This is a genomic window from Pantoea sp. YU22 (assembly GCF_003970755.1).
GTDB lineage: Bacteria > Pseudomonadota > Gammaproteobacteria > Enterobacterales > Enterobacteriaceae > Pantoea > Pantoea piersonii.
This window is the reverse complement of the sequence record NZ_RYDU01000005.1, coordinates 82,469-97,151: the sequence shown is the minus strand read 5'-3', so window position 1 is coordinate 97,151 and position 14,683 is coordinate 82,469. Positions and strand designations below refer to the sequence as shown.

Here is a 14,683-nt window from a genome sequence, read left to right as displayed (position 1 = left end):
GATATCGTGGAGAAATTGTGGAGAAAGTGTAAATCCCCCGTCAGGTCAGCTGTTGCGGCTCTCCAGCCACATTACGGTGGCGGCGACGCGCGAACGAACATCAAGTTTTTTCAGCAGATTGCGGATATGCACTTTTACCGTCTCTTCTGAAATATGCAACGTGGCGGCGATCTCTTTATTCGACAGGCCGCGCGCCACCTCCTGCAACACATCGCGCTCGCGCTCGGTCAGCTGGCGAAACGGGCTGGCGCTGTGCTGGCGCGTGGCAAGATAGTCCCATACTGCGTCGCTGAAGATTTTCTCGCCGCGCGCCGCCTGCAGAATCTGTCCTGGCAGCAGTTCCGGATCGCTGTCTTTGAGCAGATAGCCATCGGCGCCAGCATCAACCATTGCGTCGATATCGCTGCGCGCATCCGATACGGTAAAGATCAGAATACGTGAACTGATCCCTTCATGACGTAGCGCCTTCAGCGTATCCAGCCCCGACATGCCTTTCATATTCAGATCGAGCAGAATGATATCCGGCGCCAGGCGGCGCGCTTCGGCCAGCGCTTCGGTGCCGTTGTTGGCCTCGGCGATCACTTCCAGCCGGGGTTCCAGCGTCAGTAGCTGGCGAATACCGCGGCGCATTAGTGGATGGTCGTCCACGATCATTACCGTCAGCGTGGGTTGTTGCATATTGACTCCCGGGGAATTACGCGAAAAGCGCTTCTGAAAAGGTTAAAAAGGCGCGTTGCAGTCAACGCAATACTATTATGTCAGCCGCGTTGCGGACTGCGGCGGAAAACGCAGCGCCACCTGGGTGCCGCGCGCCTGCGCCTGAATCGTCAGCTCGCCCGCCAGTCGTGCGGCGCGCTCCGACATGGTGGTTAAACCGTAATGGCCTTGCGGCTCTTCTGTAGTGGCGATGCCGACGCCGTCGTCAGTCACCGTAAGTAAATGCTCTCCTGCTGCGTTGCGCTCATAGCGTACGCTTATCGTCGCGGCATCGGCGTGGCGGATGGCGTTCAGCACCGCCTCGCGGGCTATCTGCAACAAGTGAACCTGCTGCTGCGCATCCAGGGTTTCCAGGCCGGGCTGAAAGCTAAAGCTAATTTTAGCCGTAACCTGTTCCTGCAACGAAGCGATCATCGCCTGCATCGCCGCAACCAAATCGGCCTGCTCAATCGTCAGGCGGAAAGTCGTCAGCAGCTCGCGTAGCTGGCGATAAGCATCTGAAAGCGTACGGTCAACGTCAGCGATAATGCTTTGCGCCTCGCTGTTCGAGCCGCCGAGGGCGCGGCGCAGCAGCGTAAACTGTATACGCAAAAAGGAGAGCGCCTGCGCCAGCGAATCGTGCAGCTCGCGCGCGATAGTGGCGCGCTCTTCGATCAGCAGCATTTGCTGAACCTGCTTTTGCGTCTGCCAGATCCAGATGGCGCGCGACAGCATATTTCCCAGGCTCTGCATCAGCGCCTGACGCGGCCGGGTCTGCTCGCTCTGCCAGCGCAGCGCGCCGGTCTGTTCATCATCCTGCTGCAGCGGCACGCTGTGCCAGCTGAGCGTCTTATCGCTTTCGCCTGTGCTAAACCGGCCATGCGCGCTCTCCAGTACCAGCACGCGCAGGTTTTCGCGTTCGCGCACCTGCGCCATGACGCTTTCAAACAGCGCCGCGCTGAGCGGCCGGGCGGTCAGCATCTGCGAGCTTTCATACAGCAGCGACAGGGTACGGTTAGCTTCCTGTAAATCGCGCGTCTTCTCTGCTACCGCGCTGGCGAGGGCCTGATGGTGCGAGTGCAGACGCGCCGCCATGGCGCTGAAAGTCTGCGCCAGCACGCGCAGTTCGTTGTTCTGCTCTACTATCAGCGGCGGAAAGTCGAAGTTGCCGCTTTCAACATAGCGGCTGGCGGTCACCAGCGCATTGAGCGGACGCACGACCTGGCGGCGGCTGTAGCGAATGGTGGCTAACGCCAGCGCCACAATTAACACCAGGCCCAGCAGACTGCTGGCCGCCACCAGCTCCATTTTCCTTTCGCTGTAGTGCTGCAACCCCATGACGAAACGATCGATTTCGCCGACGTAGCTCGCCACCTGCTGTTGATAGAGGCGTGCGTCGCCGCGCTCCAGTTGCTGCTGTAGCGCGGGCCAGGCGGTACGCAGATGGTGATAACGGCTGATGACCTCTTGCGGTACCCAGGGACGATCGAGATCGCGCAGCGCGGGTTTATTGAGCGTCTCTTTATACTCCAGCAGATGCTGCCGGATCTGCTGCGGATCGCTGGTGCTGTCCCAGGCCAGCCGGTAGCTCTGCATGCGCAGCGAACCGGCCAGATTGATCGCTTCGGCGTCGCGCAGGCTGCTGGAGAGCGTCATCAGCGCCAGCCCGGTCGTGAGCAGCGCCAGCAGAACGATAGCACTCAACGCCTGAGCGATACTGCGGGTCACTGAACGTTTCACAATCACGGTAATATCCCTGTTTTTGGTGCGGGCATTATAAAGGAGGGGGCGGTAAGCCGCCAGGCCACTCTGATACTATCGACACGCTGGGTTACATTCTGCACAAAAAAGAAGCTCTGCTGACATAACCCAGGAGAATGCGCAGTGCGATGCCTAAAAAGGAGACAGCTTTACACCGGCCAAAGACTGGCTTTCATTGTGGCGATAATAATTCTAAACGGCATTAAGCAAACCACCTGCAAACCAAGGAGCATGCGATGAAAAAACCTGTTTTGATTCTGGCTGGCGCCCTGTTAGCAACCGCTTCGTTCTCCACGCTGGCGGCCACGCCGGTAAACCAGGCGCAGGCGCAGGGTCTGCAAAGCATCGGCAGCGTCTCCGTAACCAACGCGCGCGGCTCGCTGGATGACGCAACGCGCCAGCTTTCGCAAAAAGCTGAAGCGATGGGCGCAAGCCACTACCGTGTTATCGGCGTCGAAAACCCGGGCGACTCCAGCCTGTGGCGCGGCACCGCAGAGATTTATCGCTAACCCTCAGCCCTGATTTTCCCTCCCTGTAGCCTTTGCCGGTCCGTTAGTGACCGGTTTTTTTGTGCAGCAAACCCGATTATTACAAAACACTTTGTGCGCCTTACCGGTATCTTTTGCTTCGTTCACGCAGAACGGGTAGGATTCATCGCCGTAATTTCCCCTGCCGCTTTACCTATAACTCACAGGCAGATAAGTCGGGCAGTTACCCCATTTCGCATGGCGCGCGCAATCGTTTGTGATCGCCGTGATTGATGGTCAGGACAAACAGGAAGGCTATGAAATCTACTAAAAAAACCGCAGCCGAAATGCGTGCTGCGAAAAGACGCTGGCTGAACTCACATGACACCGGCTACCACAAGGCGATGGGCAATCGTCACGTTCAGATGATTGCTATCGGCGGCGCGATCGGCACCGGCCTGTTCCTCGGTGCAGGCGGACGTCTGCAGGCGGCGGGGCCGGCGCTGGCAATAATCTATCTGGTCTGTGGCATCTTCTCGTTCTTTATCCTGCGAGCCCTTGGCGAACTGGTATTGCACCGTCCGTCAAGCGGCAGCTTCGTTTCCTACGCGCGCGAATTCCTTGGGGAAAAAGCCGCCTACGTTGCGGGCTGGATGTACTTCGTGAACTGGGCGATGACCGGCATTGTCGATATCACCGCCGTGGCGCTCTATATGCACTACTGGGGCGCGTTCGGTGATGTGCCGCAGTGGGTCTTCGCGCTGGGCGCGCTGGCGATCGTCGGCACCATGAACATGATCGGCGTGAAGTGGTTCGCTGAAATGGAGTTCTGGTTCGCGCTGGTGAAAGTGCTGGCTATCGCCATCTTTCTGGTGGTGGGCGTGGTGTTTCTCGGCACCGGCAAGCCGCTCGACGGCAACGCCACCGGCTTCTACTTAATCACCGATAATGGCGGCATGTTCCCGCACGGCCTGCTGCCTGCGCTGGTGCTGGTGCAGGGCGTGGTGTTCGCCTTCGCCTCTATCGAGCTGGTGGGCACCGCCGCAGGCGAGTGTAAAGATCCGGCGACCATGCTGCCGAAGGCGATCAACAGCGTTATCTGGCGTATCGGTCTGTTTTACGTTGGTTCGGTAGTGCTGCTGGTAATGCTGCTGCCGTGGAACGCCTATCAGGCGGGACAGAGCCCGTTTGTAACCTTCTTCTCGAAGCTGGGCGTGCCCTACGTTGGCAGCATCATGAACATCGTGGTGCTGAGCGCGGCGCTCTCCAGCCTTAACTCTGGCCTTTACTCTACCGGCCGTATTCTGCGCTCGATGGCGATGGGCGGTTCTGCGCCGAAGTTCATGTCGAAAATGAGCAAGCAGCAGGTGCCTTACGCCGGCATTCTGGTCACCATTGCGGTCTATGTGATTGGTGTGGTGCTCAACTACTACGTGCCTTCACAGGTATTCGAGATCGTGCTGAACGTCGCGTCGCTGGGCATTATCGCCTCCTGGGGCTTTATCGTGATCTGCCAGATGCGCCTGCGTAAAGCGATCAAAGAGGGCAAGGCGGACGACGTCAGCTTCAAGCTGCCGGGCGCGCCGGTCACCTCCTGGCTGACGCTGCTGTTCCTGCTGAGCGTGCTGGTGCTGATGGCGTTCGATTACCCGAACGGCACCTATACCATCGCCGCTATTCCGGTTCTGGCGGTTATCCTGGTGCTGGGCTGGTTCGGCGTGCGCAAGCGCGTTCAGGCTGTCGCGCAGACCGAGCACGATCATCTGCATGACGACGAAAAACCGCACGCGCTGGCGGACGACGCCGCGCGCTAAGCGACATTGATACGGGCGATACCGCCCGTGCTGAAAAAGCCTGCCCGCTAACGGCAGGCTTTTTTCTTCCCGCCTCTTATAGTTTTCCCGCACGCTTCCGCCTATGATGGCAGGCTCCCTCAAATCGGCAGTGGAGCCATCATGTCGTTCAAGATCAACATCATCAAAGACAAACTTCTCTCCGAAAACTACTTTATTCTGCGTAACTACACCTATGAACTCGCCACCAAAAGCGGCGAAATGGTGCGCCACAAGCGCGAGGTGTATGACCGCGGCAACGGCGCCACCATCCTGCTCTATAACCGCGAGAAGAACAGCGTGGTGCTGACGCGCCAGTTTCGCATCGCCACTTACGTCAACGGCAACGCTAACGGCATGCTGATTGAGGCGTGCGCGGGGCTGCTGGATAACGACACGCCGGAGGATTGCATTCGCAAAGAGGCGATCGAAGAGACCGGCTATGCGGTGGGCAAGGTGGAAAAACTCTACGAAGCTTATATGTCGCCGGGTGGCGTCACCGAGCTTATCCATTTTTTCGCCGCCGAATATAATGAGTCGCTGCGCGATAATGCCGGCGGTGGCGTAGAAGATGAAGATATCGACGTGCTGGAAATGCCTTTCCCTGAGGCGCTGGCGATGGTGAAAGATGGCCGCATCCGCGACGGCAAAACCATTATGCTGCTGCAGCATGCCCAGCTGGCGGGCTGGCTGAAAGCCTGACGATGAAGGATGACGCGTCGGGGCAGGGCGGCGCGTCTTAACGATTGTCCGATAAATCCGATTGAGATAAACCCGCGCGCTACCGATAGTGTAAACGGTGATTTCTGTGGCGCCGCATCGCAATATCGTATGCTTTTTCAGCAGTTAAGTGCGCTTTCCGGACGTGGTCACAGTTTAGGTCCACCGGATGTCCGGCCGTTGCGCTATCATCTCCACTCTGAGATTTTGGGGACCGTTTTTCCTGATGCCGACCTGGACGAAGTCACTGCTGGTATTGCCATTCCTTTTCATTGCCTGCGTTAAAGCCGATCCACTGCAAAAGTCATTTTCCGACTGGCAGGTGACCTGCAATAACGCCGGGTTCTGCGTGGCGCGCAATATACCGGGCGACAAAGGGCTGGTGATGACTATCGCGCGCCATGCCGGCGTTAACGATCGTCCGCTGCTGCGTATCGACTACGGCAGCGCCTACAGCGGAGAAATTCCCGGCGCGCCGCTGCAGGATAATTTGCTGCTCGATCAGCGTCGCCTGCGTCCCGACTTCAAGCACTGGACGGTAGAGCCGCACCATCTTGCCACCAGCAATACTATCGCCATTGATGAATTTTTAGCGCAAATCCTCGACGCGGATGCAATACAGCTCACCTACAACGCGCAGGCGGCTATCTCGCTGCATGGCCTGAAAGCGGCGCTGCTGCTGATAGATGACGTGCAGGGCAGAGTTAACGGCATGAGCGCCTGGATAAAGCGCGGCTCGCGCGCGCTGTGGGATGTGCCGCCTGCGCCACCGCTGCCGCAGCTGCCCGCCCAGGGAACGCCACCGGCCGCGCTGACGCATGAGGAAACCAGCGGGCTGCTTGATTACGGCACCTGGCGACTTAACAGCGATGCCTGCTCGCTCGATCCGATGCGGCGTGAAGTCAACGTCGCGCCGCTGACGGACAGCAAGGCGCTGCTGATGGTGAGCTGCGAGATGGGGGCTTACAACGTGATCGATCTGGCGTTTGAGGTGACGCGCGCCGCACCCTATGTGGCGCGCGGCATTAGCCTGACGCTGCCGTTTACGCCGCCGCGCGGTGAGCGACAGCTGGAGCTGATCAACGCCGACTATGACGCCAACACCGGCCAGCTGTATACCTTCAGCAAAGGGCGCGGACTGGGCGACTGCGGCTCTGCCACGCGCTGGCGTTTTAACGGCAGCGACTTCACGCTGGCGGAATATGCCGAAGAGTCCACCTGCGACGCCTGGCACAGCAGCGACGACTGGCCGACCCTGTGGGTATCCCAGCCGTCGCCCGCGACCGCGCCTTAGCGCATCGCCTGTACCATCATCGGCGAACCGTTCTGGTTGCCGACCAGCTCCGCCAGCATATCGTTGACGCCGTCGCTCATCGCGGTAAAGCGCGTCAGCGGCGAGCGGGTGATCACGACAAACACCCCAACGTTATGCTGCGGCACCATCGCTATATAGGTGATGAAACCACCGCCGCCGCCAGTCTTCTGGATAATGCCGGGGCGGCCATTTTTCGGCCCCATATAGACCCAGCCCATGCCAATCGCATCGGCTCTGCCCGGCACGTCCATGCCTTCCACCTTCGCCAGCTGGTCGCGACGGTAGATTAGCGTCTGCATGCGATCGACCTGCGGCGAACGCGGGCTAACCGCCGAGTCGAGGAACTGCTGCATCCAGCGGCCCATATCTTCCGGCGTCGAGTAGACGCCGCCGCTGCCGATGGCGGCCAGCGTATTATTGCAGGGGCTGGCGCCTTTCTCCGCCACCATCAGGCGGTCGCACTGCTCCGGCGAAGGCGTGAAGGTGGTGTCTTTCATGCCGAGCGGGCGAGTGATGAGCTGTTGCAGCAGCGCCGGATAGGGCGTACCGGCAGCACGCGCCAGCGCGTCGCCCAGCAGGTCATAGCCCAGATTCGAATAGGACGCGTCGGTGCCCGGCGCGGCTTTCAGCTTCGCGCCAGCCAGCCAGTCCCAGCGTTCGCTGCGCGTCGGCCAGACAAAGACCGGACGATGCGGTTTGCCGCCGGGCTGTTCACGCGGCAGGCCGCTGGTGTGGGTAGAGAGGTTAATCAGGCGAATTGGCTGACCGGCGTAGCTCGGCACGCGCGCGCCCGGCGGCGCGTATTTGCTCAGCGGGTCGTCCAGACGAATTTGTCCGCGCTCCGCCATTTTCACCATCACTTCGCTGGTCAGCAGCTTGCTGAGCGAGGCGATGCGGATCAGGGAATCTTTTTGTGGACGCACGTTGTTGCCTGGTCGGGTTTCGCCAAAGCTGGCGAAAACGCGCTGGTTCCCGTCGATAGCGACCAGCGCCATGCCGGTAGCGCCGCTGCCGTAAAAAATGTGTTCAGCGTACCGATCGACAATTTGGGAAGAGAGCAGCGGATCGGGCGTGATCTGCGCTTTGCCTGCTAATGGCATCAGGGAAACCATTAAGGCCAGTAAATAAGGAGTACGTTTTTTCAACGGGAAAGCATCCAGCCAGATGAGTCAGGGAAGGATCCTATAGTAATGGGTTTACGCAAGCGGTGAAGGGGGCTAAAGCGATTTTTTTCTGTTTCAGGCTGTGAAAGGAGAAGGCCCTCTCCGCAGCAAGGGAGAGGGCCTGAAGCATTACGCGGGCTTGAGTAACGACTCCGCCTGCGCCACGACGTTTTCAATCGTGAAGCCGAAGGCAGGGAAGAGTTTGCCAGCTGGCGCGGATTCGCCGAAGGTGGTCATGCCGACGATTTTGCCGTCGATACCGACATATTTGAACCAGTAATCGGCGATGCCCGCTTCCACCGCGACGCGCGCGCGCACCGTGGACGGCAGCACAGATTCGCGATAGGCGATATCCTGCTTGTCGAACACGTCGGTGCTCGGCAGCGACACTACGCGCACCTTATGGCCGTCGGTGGTCAGTTTCTCCGCCGCGCCCAGCGTGATCTCCACTTCCGAACCGGTTGCGATCAGGATGACGTCCGGCGTGCCGTCGCAATCCTTCAGCACGTAGCCGCCGCGCGCGATATTCTCGACCTGGGCAGCGGTACGTTCCGGCTGCAGCAGGTTCTGACGCGACAGGATCAGCGCGGTCGGACCGTGATGACGCTCAATAGCGGCTTTCCACGCCACCGCCGTCTCAACCTGATCGCAGGGACGCCAGGTGCTGAAATTAGGCGTCAGGCGCAGGCTGGCGAGCTGCTCGACCGGCTGGTGCGTCGGACCATCTTCGCCGAGGCCGATGGAATCATGGGTATACACCATAATCTGACGCGCTTTCATCAGCGCCGCCATACGCGCGGCGTTACGCGCATATTCCACGAACATCAGGAAGGTCGCGGTGTAAGGCACGAAGCCGCCGTGGTGGGCGATGCCGTTAGCGATAGCGGTCATACCGAATTCGCGCACGCCGTAGTGAATATAGTTGCCCGCCGGATCTTCTTTAATCGGCTTTGAACCAGACCAGATAGTCAGGTTGCTGGGCGCCAGGTCCGCTGAGCCGCCCAGCAGCTCCGGCAGCAGCGAGCCGAGATGCTCCAGCGTATTTTGCGACGCTTTACGGCTGGCGATTTTCTGCGGATTAGCCTGCAGGTCGGTGATGAATTTAAGGGTCTCTTTTTCCCACGTCGACGGCATTTCGCCGTTCATGCGGCGCTGATACTCTTCGGCCAGCTCCGGATGCGCCTGTTTATAGGCCGCCAGCTTGTCGTTCCAGGCGCGCTCGCGCTCGGCGCCCGCCTCTTTGGCGTCCCACTGCTGATAAATTTCCTGCGGGATTTCAAACGGCGGCGAAGTCCAGCCCAGCTCTTTACGCGCCAGCGCCACTTCCGCGTCGCCCAGCGCCGCGCCGTGCGACTCCTCTTTACCGGCTTTGTTCGGCGAGCCGAAACCGATAATAGTGCGGCAGATAATCAGCGACGGTTTGTCGGTTACGCTCTGCGCTTCTTTAATGGCGCGGCTCACCGCCTCAGCGTCGTGGCCGTCGATCTCGCCGACCACATGCCAGTTATAGGCTTCGAAGCGTTTATGGGTGTCATCGGTAAACCAGCCTTCGGTTTCGCCGTCAATGGAGATGCCGTTGTGGTCGTAGAAGCCGATCAGCTTGCCGAGACCCAGCGTGCCCGCCAGCGAGCAGACTTCGTGGGAGATCCCCTCCATCAGACAGCCGTCGCCCATAAAGACATAGGTGAAGTGGTCGACGATATCGTGACCCGGGCGGTTGAACTGCGCGCCCAGCGTGCGTTCAGCGATCGCCAGACCCACGGCGTTGGCCAGACCCTGGCCCAGCGGACCGGTGGTGGTTTCTACGCCCGGCGTGTAGCCGATTTCCGGGTGGCCTGGGGTTTTCGAATGGAGCTGACGGAAGTTTTTCAGCTCTTCCATTGGCAGATCGTAGCCGGTAAGGTGCAGCAGGCTGTAAAGCAGCATCGAACCGTGGCCGTTGGACAGGATAAAACGGTCGCGGTCGGCCCAGGCAGGGTTAGTCGGGTTGTGCTTCAGGTAGTCGCGCCACAGCACTTCGGCGATGTCCGCCATGCCCATTGGCATGCCCGGGTGACCTGAGTTTGCTTTTTGTACCGCATCCATACTTAACGCACGAATTGCGTTCGCCAGCTCTCTGCGTGATGACATAGGGTTCTCCCTTCGTTGAGCAGAAGTGCGGGCGGGAAAACCCGCCCGACAAAGTTAAACAGACAAAAACTACAGGCGTGCAGCCAGCACGTCTTCGAGTTTCTGCTGATCGACGGCAAACTGACGGATGCCGTCGGAAAGTTTTTCTACCGCCATCGGATCCTGGTTGTGCTCCCAGCGGAACTCCGCTTCAGAGAGCGACGCAGGCTGATGGAAACCTTCGGTAGACGGCTCCAGCTTGCGCTCAACCGGCGCATCGCTGTTCTGCAGCTCTTCCAGCAGGTTCGGGGAGATAGTAAGACGGTCGCAGCCCGCCAGCGCGATAATCTGTTCTACTTTACGGAAGCTCGCGCCCATGATGATGGTGCTGTAACGGTGCTTTTTGTAGTAGTCATAGATGCGACGCACTGATTTCACGCCCGGATCTTCATCAACAACGTACGGGTCGAGCGGTTTACGGCTGTTGTACCAGTCGTAAATACGGCCGACGAACGGCGAAATCAGGAAAACGCCCGCTTCCGCGCAGGCGCGCGCCTGAGCGAAGGAGAAGAGCAGGGTCAGGTTACAGTGAATGCCGTTCTTCTCCAGCTCTTCAGCCGCCTTGATACCTTCCCAGGTAGAAGCCAGCTTGATCAGAATGCGCGAGCGGTCAATGCCGTGATCTTCATACATGCGAACCAGTTTTTCTGCTTTGGTCACACACATGCCACGATCGAAAGAGAGGCGTGCATCTACTTCGGTCGAAACACGGCCCGGTATGCTTTTCAGGATCTCCATACCGAGATTGATCGCGACTTTATCGCTGGCGTTGATAATCTGCGTCTCTTTGCTGCCGCCTTGCTTTTTCGCATAGTCGATGGCGTCGTCGATCAGGTGCTTGTAGCCTTCGAGGCCGGAAGCTTTCAGGATCAGAGAAGGATTAGTGGTGGCGTCTTCAGGATGGTAGTTGCGGATGGATTCGATATCGCCGCTGTCCGCCACGACGGTTGTGAACTGTTTTAGTGCCTCTAGCTGGTTCATCTTTTAACTCCTTGATGAGCAATTCTTTATTGCGAATGATTTCACCCTGCAACACAGTGCATCAGGCGTTCGATGATGAAAATACTCTTTTTCTGATTATTGCGATGGGCTGAACTCATCGGGGCCCCGCGCGGCGAAAACAGCGTGACGTCAAACAGGGATAGCGTGCTGCAACATCCTGTCAGTCAGCCGGGGGGCGAAAATCGCGCATCTCAAAGGTTAGCAGAACTGACGATTTCTGCCGGATTAACCGCACTTTCCGCCCTGCGCGCCCTTTACGTACCGAACTGCCTTATCGCGATCGCCCCGACGTTTTCCTTTCGGTCCGCCTTTTATACTGCCAGCGCACTGAAGCTGAAAAAGGAACCGAAGATGGACGACCAACTCAAGCAGAGCGCGCTGGATTTTCATCAGTATCCCACTCCGGGCAAAATCCAGGTTTCCCCCACTAAACCTCTCGCCACCCAGCGCGATCTGGCGCTGGCCTACTCGCCCGGCGTCGCCGCGCCCTGTCTGGAAATTGCGCAGGATCCGCTGGCGGCCCATAAATATACCGCGCGCGGCAATCTGGTGGCTGTGATCTCCAACGGCACTGCGGTGCTTGGACTCGGCAATATCGGCGCGCTGGCGGGCAAACCGGTGATGGAAGGCAAAGGGGTGCTGTTCAAAAAATTCGCCGGTATCGACGTCTTTGATATCGAGATTGACGAACAGGATCCGGAACGGCTGATCAACGTTATCGCCGCGCTGGAGCCGACCTTTGGCGGCATTAACCTGGAGGATATCAAAGCGCCGGAGTGCTTCTATATTGAGCAGCAGCTGCGCCAGCGCATGAAGATTCCGGTATTTCACGACGACCAGCACGGTACGGCAATTATCTGTACCGCGGCGGTGCTTAACGGGCTGCGCATCGTTAACAAAGAGATTGCCTCGGTGCGGCTGGTGGTCTCCGGCGCGGGCGCATCGGCTATCGCCTGCCTGAATCTGCTGGTGGCGCTCGGCATGCAAAAAGAGAACATTGTGGTGTGCGATTCGAAAGGGGTGATCTACCGCGATCGCGAAGCCAGTATGGCGCCCACCAAAGCCGCCTATGCGGTAGAGGATAACGGCGCGCGCAGGCTGGAAGAGGTGATCGAAAACGCGGATATCTTTCTCGGCTGCTCCGGGCCGCGGCTGCTGACGCCGGAGATGGTGCAGAAGATGGCGCGCGATCCGCTGATTCTGGCGCTTGCCAATCCCGAGCCGGAAATTATGCCTCCGCTGGCCAAAGCGGTGCGCCCTGACGCCATTATCTGCACCGGCCGTTCTGACTTCCCGAATCAGGTCAATAACGTGCTCTGCTTCCCGTTTATTTTCCGCGGCGCGCTCGACGTGGGCGCAACCACCATCAATGAAGAGATGAAGCTGGCGGCGGTGCACGCCATCGCCGCCCTGGCGCAGGCGGAGCAGAGCGATGTGGTCGCTTCCGCCTATGACGATCAGGATCTCAGCTTCGGGCCGGACTACCTGATACCGAAGCCCTTCGATCCGCGCCTGATTGTGCAGATCGCACCGGCGGTGGCGCGCGCCGCGATGGAATCTGGCGTGGCGACCCGTCCCATAGAAGATTTTGATGCCTATCGTGAGAAGCTCGCCGAGTTCGTCTACAAAACCAATCTGTTTATGAAGCCGATCTTCTCTCAGGCACGCAAAGCGCCGAAACGCGTGGTGCTGGCGGAAGGGGAGGAGGTGCGCGTACTGCACGCCACGCAGGAGCTGGTGACGCTCGGGCTGGCGCGGCCGATCCTGATCGGCCGTCCCAACGTGATCGCCATGCGTCTGCAGAAGCAGGGTCTGAAGATCGAAGCGGGTAAAGATTTCGACGTGGTGAACAACGAATCAGATCCGCGCTTCAAGGCGTACTGGAACGAGTATTACCAGATGATGAAGCGGCGCGGCGTGACGCCGGAGCAGGCGCAGCGCGCGGTGATCGGCAATCCGACGCTGATCGGCGCCATTATGGTGCATCGCGGCGAGGCGGACGCGATGATCTGTGGCACCATCGGGGACTACCATGAGCACTATGACGTAGTGGAGAAAGTGTTCGGCCTGCGCGACGACGTGAAGGTGGCGGGCGCGATGAACGCGCTGCTGCTGCCCAGCGGCAATACCTTTATTACCGATACCTACGTCAATGAGGATCCGACGCCGGAACAGCTGGCCGATCTGACGCTGCTGGCGGCGGAGACGGTGCGCCGCTTCGGCATTGAGCCGCGCGTTGCGCTGCTGTCGCACTCCAGCTTCGGCACCTCAAACGCGCCCGGGGCGCGCAAGATGCGCGAAGCGCTGGCGATTATCCAGCGTCGTGCGCCGGAGCTGGAAGTGGATGGCGAGATGCACGGCGATGCGGCGCTGATTGAGAGCATACGCCGCGAGCTGATGCCAGACAGCCCGCTGAAGGGGGCGGCGAACCTGCTGATCATGCCGAACGTCGAAGCGGCGCGCATTAGTTACAACCTACTGCGCGTCTCCAGCTCGGAGGGCGTCACCGTCGGCCCGGTGCTGATGGGCATCAGCAAGCCGGTGCATGTGCTGACGCGCATCGCTTCGGTCAGGCGGATTGTGAATATGGTTGCGCTTGCCGTCGTCGAAGCGCAAACCGCGCCTTTATAACCAGTCGCGCACCGGTAAAAAGTCGCGCGTCAGCGCGGCTTCCGGCGAATCCGGCTCCGGCTGGTAGTCATACTCCCAGCGCACCAGCGGCGGCATCGACATCAGAATGGACTCGGTGCGGCCGCCGGTCTGCAGGCCAAACAGGGTGCCACGATCCCACACCAGGTTGAATTCCACGTAGCGTCCGCGGCGATAGAGCTGAAACTGGCGCTCGCGCTCGCCCCACGTCAGCGCTTTGCGGCGCTCGACAATCGGCAGATAGCCATCGAGGAAGCCGTGGCCCACCGCCTGCATAAAGCGGAAGCTGGTCTCAAAGTCCGGCGTGTTGAGATCGTCAAAAAAGAGGCCGCCGATGCCGCGCTGCTCGTCGCGATGCTTCAGATAGAAGTAGTCGTCGCACCATTTCTTGTAGCGCGGATAAACCTCATCGCCGAACGGCTGGCAGAGATCGAACGCGGTCTGATGCCAGTGCACCGCATCCTCCTCGAAGCCGTAGTAGGGGGTCAGATCGAAGCCGCCGCCGAACCACCACACCGGATCGGCGCCCGGCTTTTCGGCGATAAAAAAGCGCACGTTGGCGTGGCTGGTCGGCACATAGGGACTGTGCGGATGGATCACCAGCGACACGCCCATCGCCTCAAAGCTGCGGCCCGCGAGCTCCGGACGGTGCGCCGTCGCCGACGCTGGCATCTGGTCGCCGTGAACGTGCGAAAAGTTAACGCCTGCCTGTTCAAACACCGCGCCATCGCGCAGCACGCGGCTGCGACCACCGCCGCCGCCGGGACGCTGCCAGCTGTCTTCGATAAACTGCGCGCCGCCGTCGACTGCCGCCAGTTGATTACAGATTGTCTCCTGCAGGTTCAGCAGAAAGGCTTTAACGCGGGAAATATCGGGCATGACATCTGACTCATTGCAAAAAAGTGGCGC

Annotated in this window: 11 protein-coding genes; 5 read left to right on the top strand and 6 right to left on the bottom strand. The window is 59.5% G+C overall.

Features of this window, described 5'->3' with window-relative positions:
* Window positions 1–45: 45 nt before the first annotated feature.
* Both EKL29_RS09805 and narQ read right to left on the bottom strand, forming a co-directional pair.
* Window positions 46–678: a response regulator gene (locus EKL29_RS09805; protein WP_126689525.1), complete on the bottom strand. Its 633-nt coding sequence runs from the start codon at window positions 676–678 to the stop codon at window positions 46–48.
* A 75-nt stretch (window positions 679–753) separates the two neighbouring features.
* Window positions 754–2,442: a nitrate/nitrite two-component system sensor histidine kinase NarQ gene (gene narQ / locus EKL29_RS09800; protein ID WP_126689524.1), complete on the bottom strand. Its 1,689-nt coding sequence runs from the start codon at window positions 2,440–2,442 to the stop codon at window positions 754–756.
* Between the two features lie 251 nt (window positions 2,443–2,693).
* Between narQ and EKL29_RS09795 the strand changes: the two genes are divergently transcribed.
* The 4 genes from EKL29_RS09795 (at window position 2,694) to EKL29_RS09780 (ending at window position 6,770) form a co-directional block, all read left to right on the top strand.
* Window positions 2,694–2,966, top strand: a complete 273-nt coding sequence (locus EKL29_RS09795; protein ID WP_120457641.1) for a YdgH/BhsA/McbA-like domain containing protein — start codon at window positions 2,694–2,696, stop codon at window positions 2,964–2,966.
* A gap of 275 nt (window positions 2,967–3,241) precedes the next feature.
* Complete coding sequence (ansP, locus tag EKL29_RS09790; RefSeq protein WP_126689523.1) at window positions 3,242–4,738, top strand: L-asparagine permease; 1,497 nt, start codon at window positions 3,242–3,244, stop codon at window positions 4,736–4,738.
* A 141-nt stretch (window positions 4,739–4,879) separates the two neighbouring features.
* Window positions 4,880–5,458, top strand: a complete 579-nt coding sequence (gene nudK / locus EKL29_RS09785) for a GDP-mannose pyrophosphatase NudK (protein ID WP_126689522.1) — start codon at window positions 4,880–4,882, stop codon at window positions 5,456–5,458.
* Between the two features lie 244 nt (window positions 5,459–5,702).
* On the top strand, window positions 5,703–6,770 hold the full coding sequence (locus EKL29_RS09780; RefSeq protein ID WP_120458158.1) for a DUF1176 domain-containing protein: 1,068 nt from the start codon (window positions 5,703–5,705) through the stop codon (window positions 6,768–6,770).
* Here EKL29_RS09780 and ampH read toward each other — a convergent pair.
* The 3 genes from ampH to tal all read right to left on the bottom strand — a co-directional run bounded on the left by ampH (window position 6,767) and on the right by tal (window position 11,104).
* The gene (ampH, locus tag EKL29_RS09775; protein ID WP_120458159.1) at window positions 6,767–7,936 is read right to left on the bottom strand and encodes a D-alanyl-D-alanine-carboxypeptidase/endopeptidase AmpH; all 1,170 of its coding nucleotides are present in this window, start codon (window positions 7,934–7,936) and stop codon (window positions 6,767–6,769) included. The genes EKL29_RS09780 and ampH overlap by 4 nt on opposite strands.
* Window positions 7,937–8,083: 147 nt before the next feature.
* Window positions 8,084–10,084, bottom strand: a complete 2,001-nt coding sequence (tkt, locus tag EKL29_RS09770; RefSeq protein ID WP_126689521.1) for a transketolase — start codon at window positions 10,082–10,084, stop codon at window positions 8,084–8,086.
* Between the two features lie 69 nt (window positions 10,085–10,153).
* Window positions 10,154–11,104 carry a transaldolase gene (tal, locus tag EKL29_RS09765; protein WP_120458161.1) on the bottom strand — a complete coding sequence of 317 codons (951 nt, stop codon included), beginning with the start codon at window positions 11,102–11,104 and terminating at the stop codon, window positions 10,154–10,156.
* Between the two features lie 372 nt (window positions 11,105–11,476).
* Here tal and maeB point away from each other — a divergent pair, with 372 nt between their 5' ends.
* Entirely contained in the window at window positions 11,477–13,756 is a 2,280-nt protein-coding gene (gene maeB, locus EKL29_RS09760) for an NADP-dependent oxaloacetate-decarboxylating malate dehydrogenase (RefSeq protein WP_120458162.1), read from the top strand.
* On the opposite strand, the gene hemF is transcribed toward maeB, so the two are convergent.
* Window positions 13,751–14,653 (bottom strand): oxygen-dependent coproporphyrinogen oxidase, encoded by a 903-nt coding sequence (gene hemF, locus EKL29_RS09755; RefSeq protein WP_126689520.1) that lies wholly within the window; start codon window positions 14,651–14,653, stop codon window positions 13,751–13,753. The two genes, maeB and hemF, sit on opposite strands and share 6 nt — an antisense overlap.
* Between the last annotated feature and the right edge of the window lie 30 nt (window positions 14,654–14,683).

Coding starts and splice junctions, on each gene's coding strand:
- ansP (WP_126689523.1), top strand. CDS start 3,242: ATGAAATCTACTAAAAAAACCGCAGCCGAAATGCGTGCTGCGAAAAGA.
- EKL29_RS09780 (WP_120458158.1), top strand. CDS start 5,703: ATGCCGACCTGGACGAAGTCACTGCTGGTATTGCCATTCCTTTTCATT.
- EKL29_RS09805 (WP_126689525.1), bottom strand. CDS start 678: ATGCAACAACCCACGCTGACGGTAATGATCGTGGACGACCATCCACTA.
- nudK (WP_126689522.1), top strand. CDS start 4,880: ATGTCGTTCAAGATCAACATCATCAAAGACAAACTTCTCTCCGAAAAC.
- tkt (WP_126689521.1), bottom strand. CDS start 10,084: ATGTCATCACGCAGAGAGCTGGCGAACGCAATTCGTGCGTTAAGTATG.
- hemF (WP_126689520.1), bottom strand. CDS start 14,653: ATGCCCGATATTTCCCGCGTTAAAGCCTTTCTGCTGAACCTGCAGGAG.
- EKL29_RS09795 (WP_120457641.1), top strand. CDS start 2,694: ATGAAAAAACCTGTTTTGATTCTGGCTGGCGCCCTGTTAGCAACCGCT.
- maeB (WP_120458162.1), top strand. CDS start 11,477: ATGGACGACCAACTCAAGCAGAGCGCGCTGGATTTTCATCAGTATCCC.
- tal (WP_120458161.1), bottom strand. CDS start 11,104: ATGAACCAGCTAGAGGCACTAAAACAGTTCACAACCGTCGTGGCGGAC.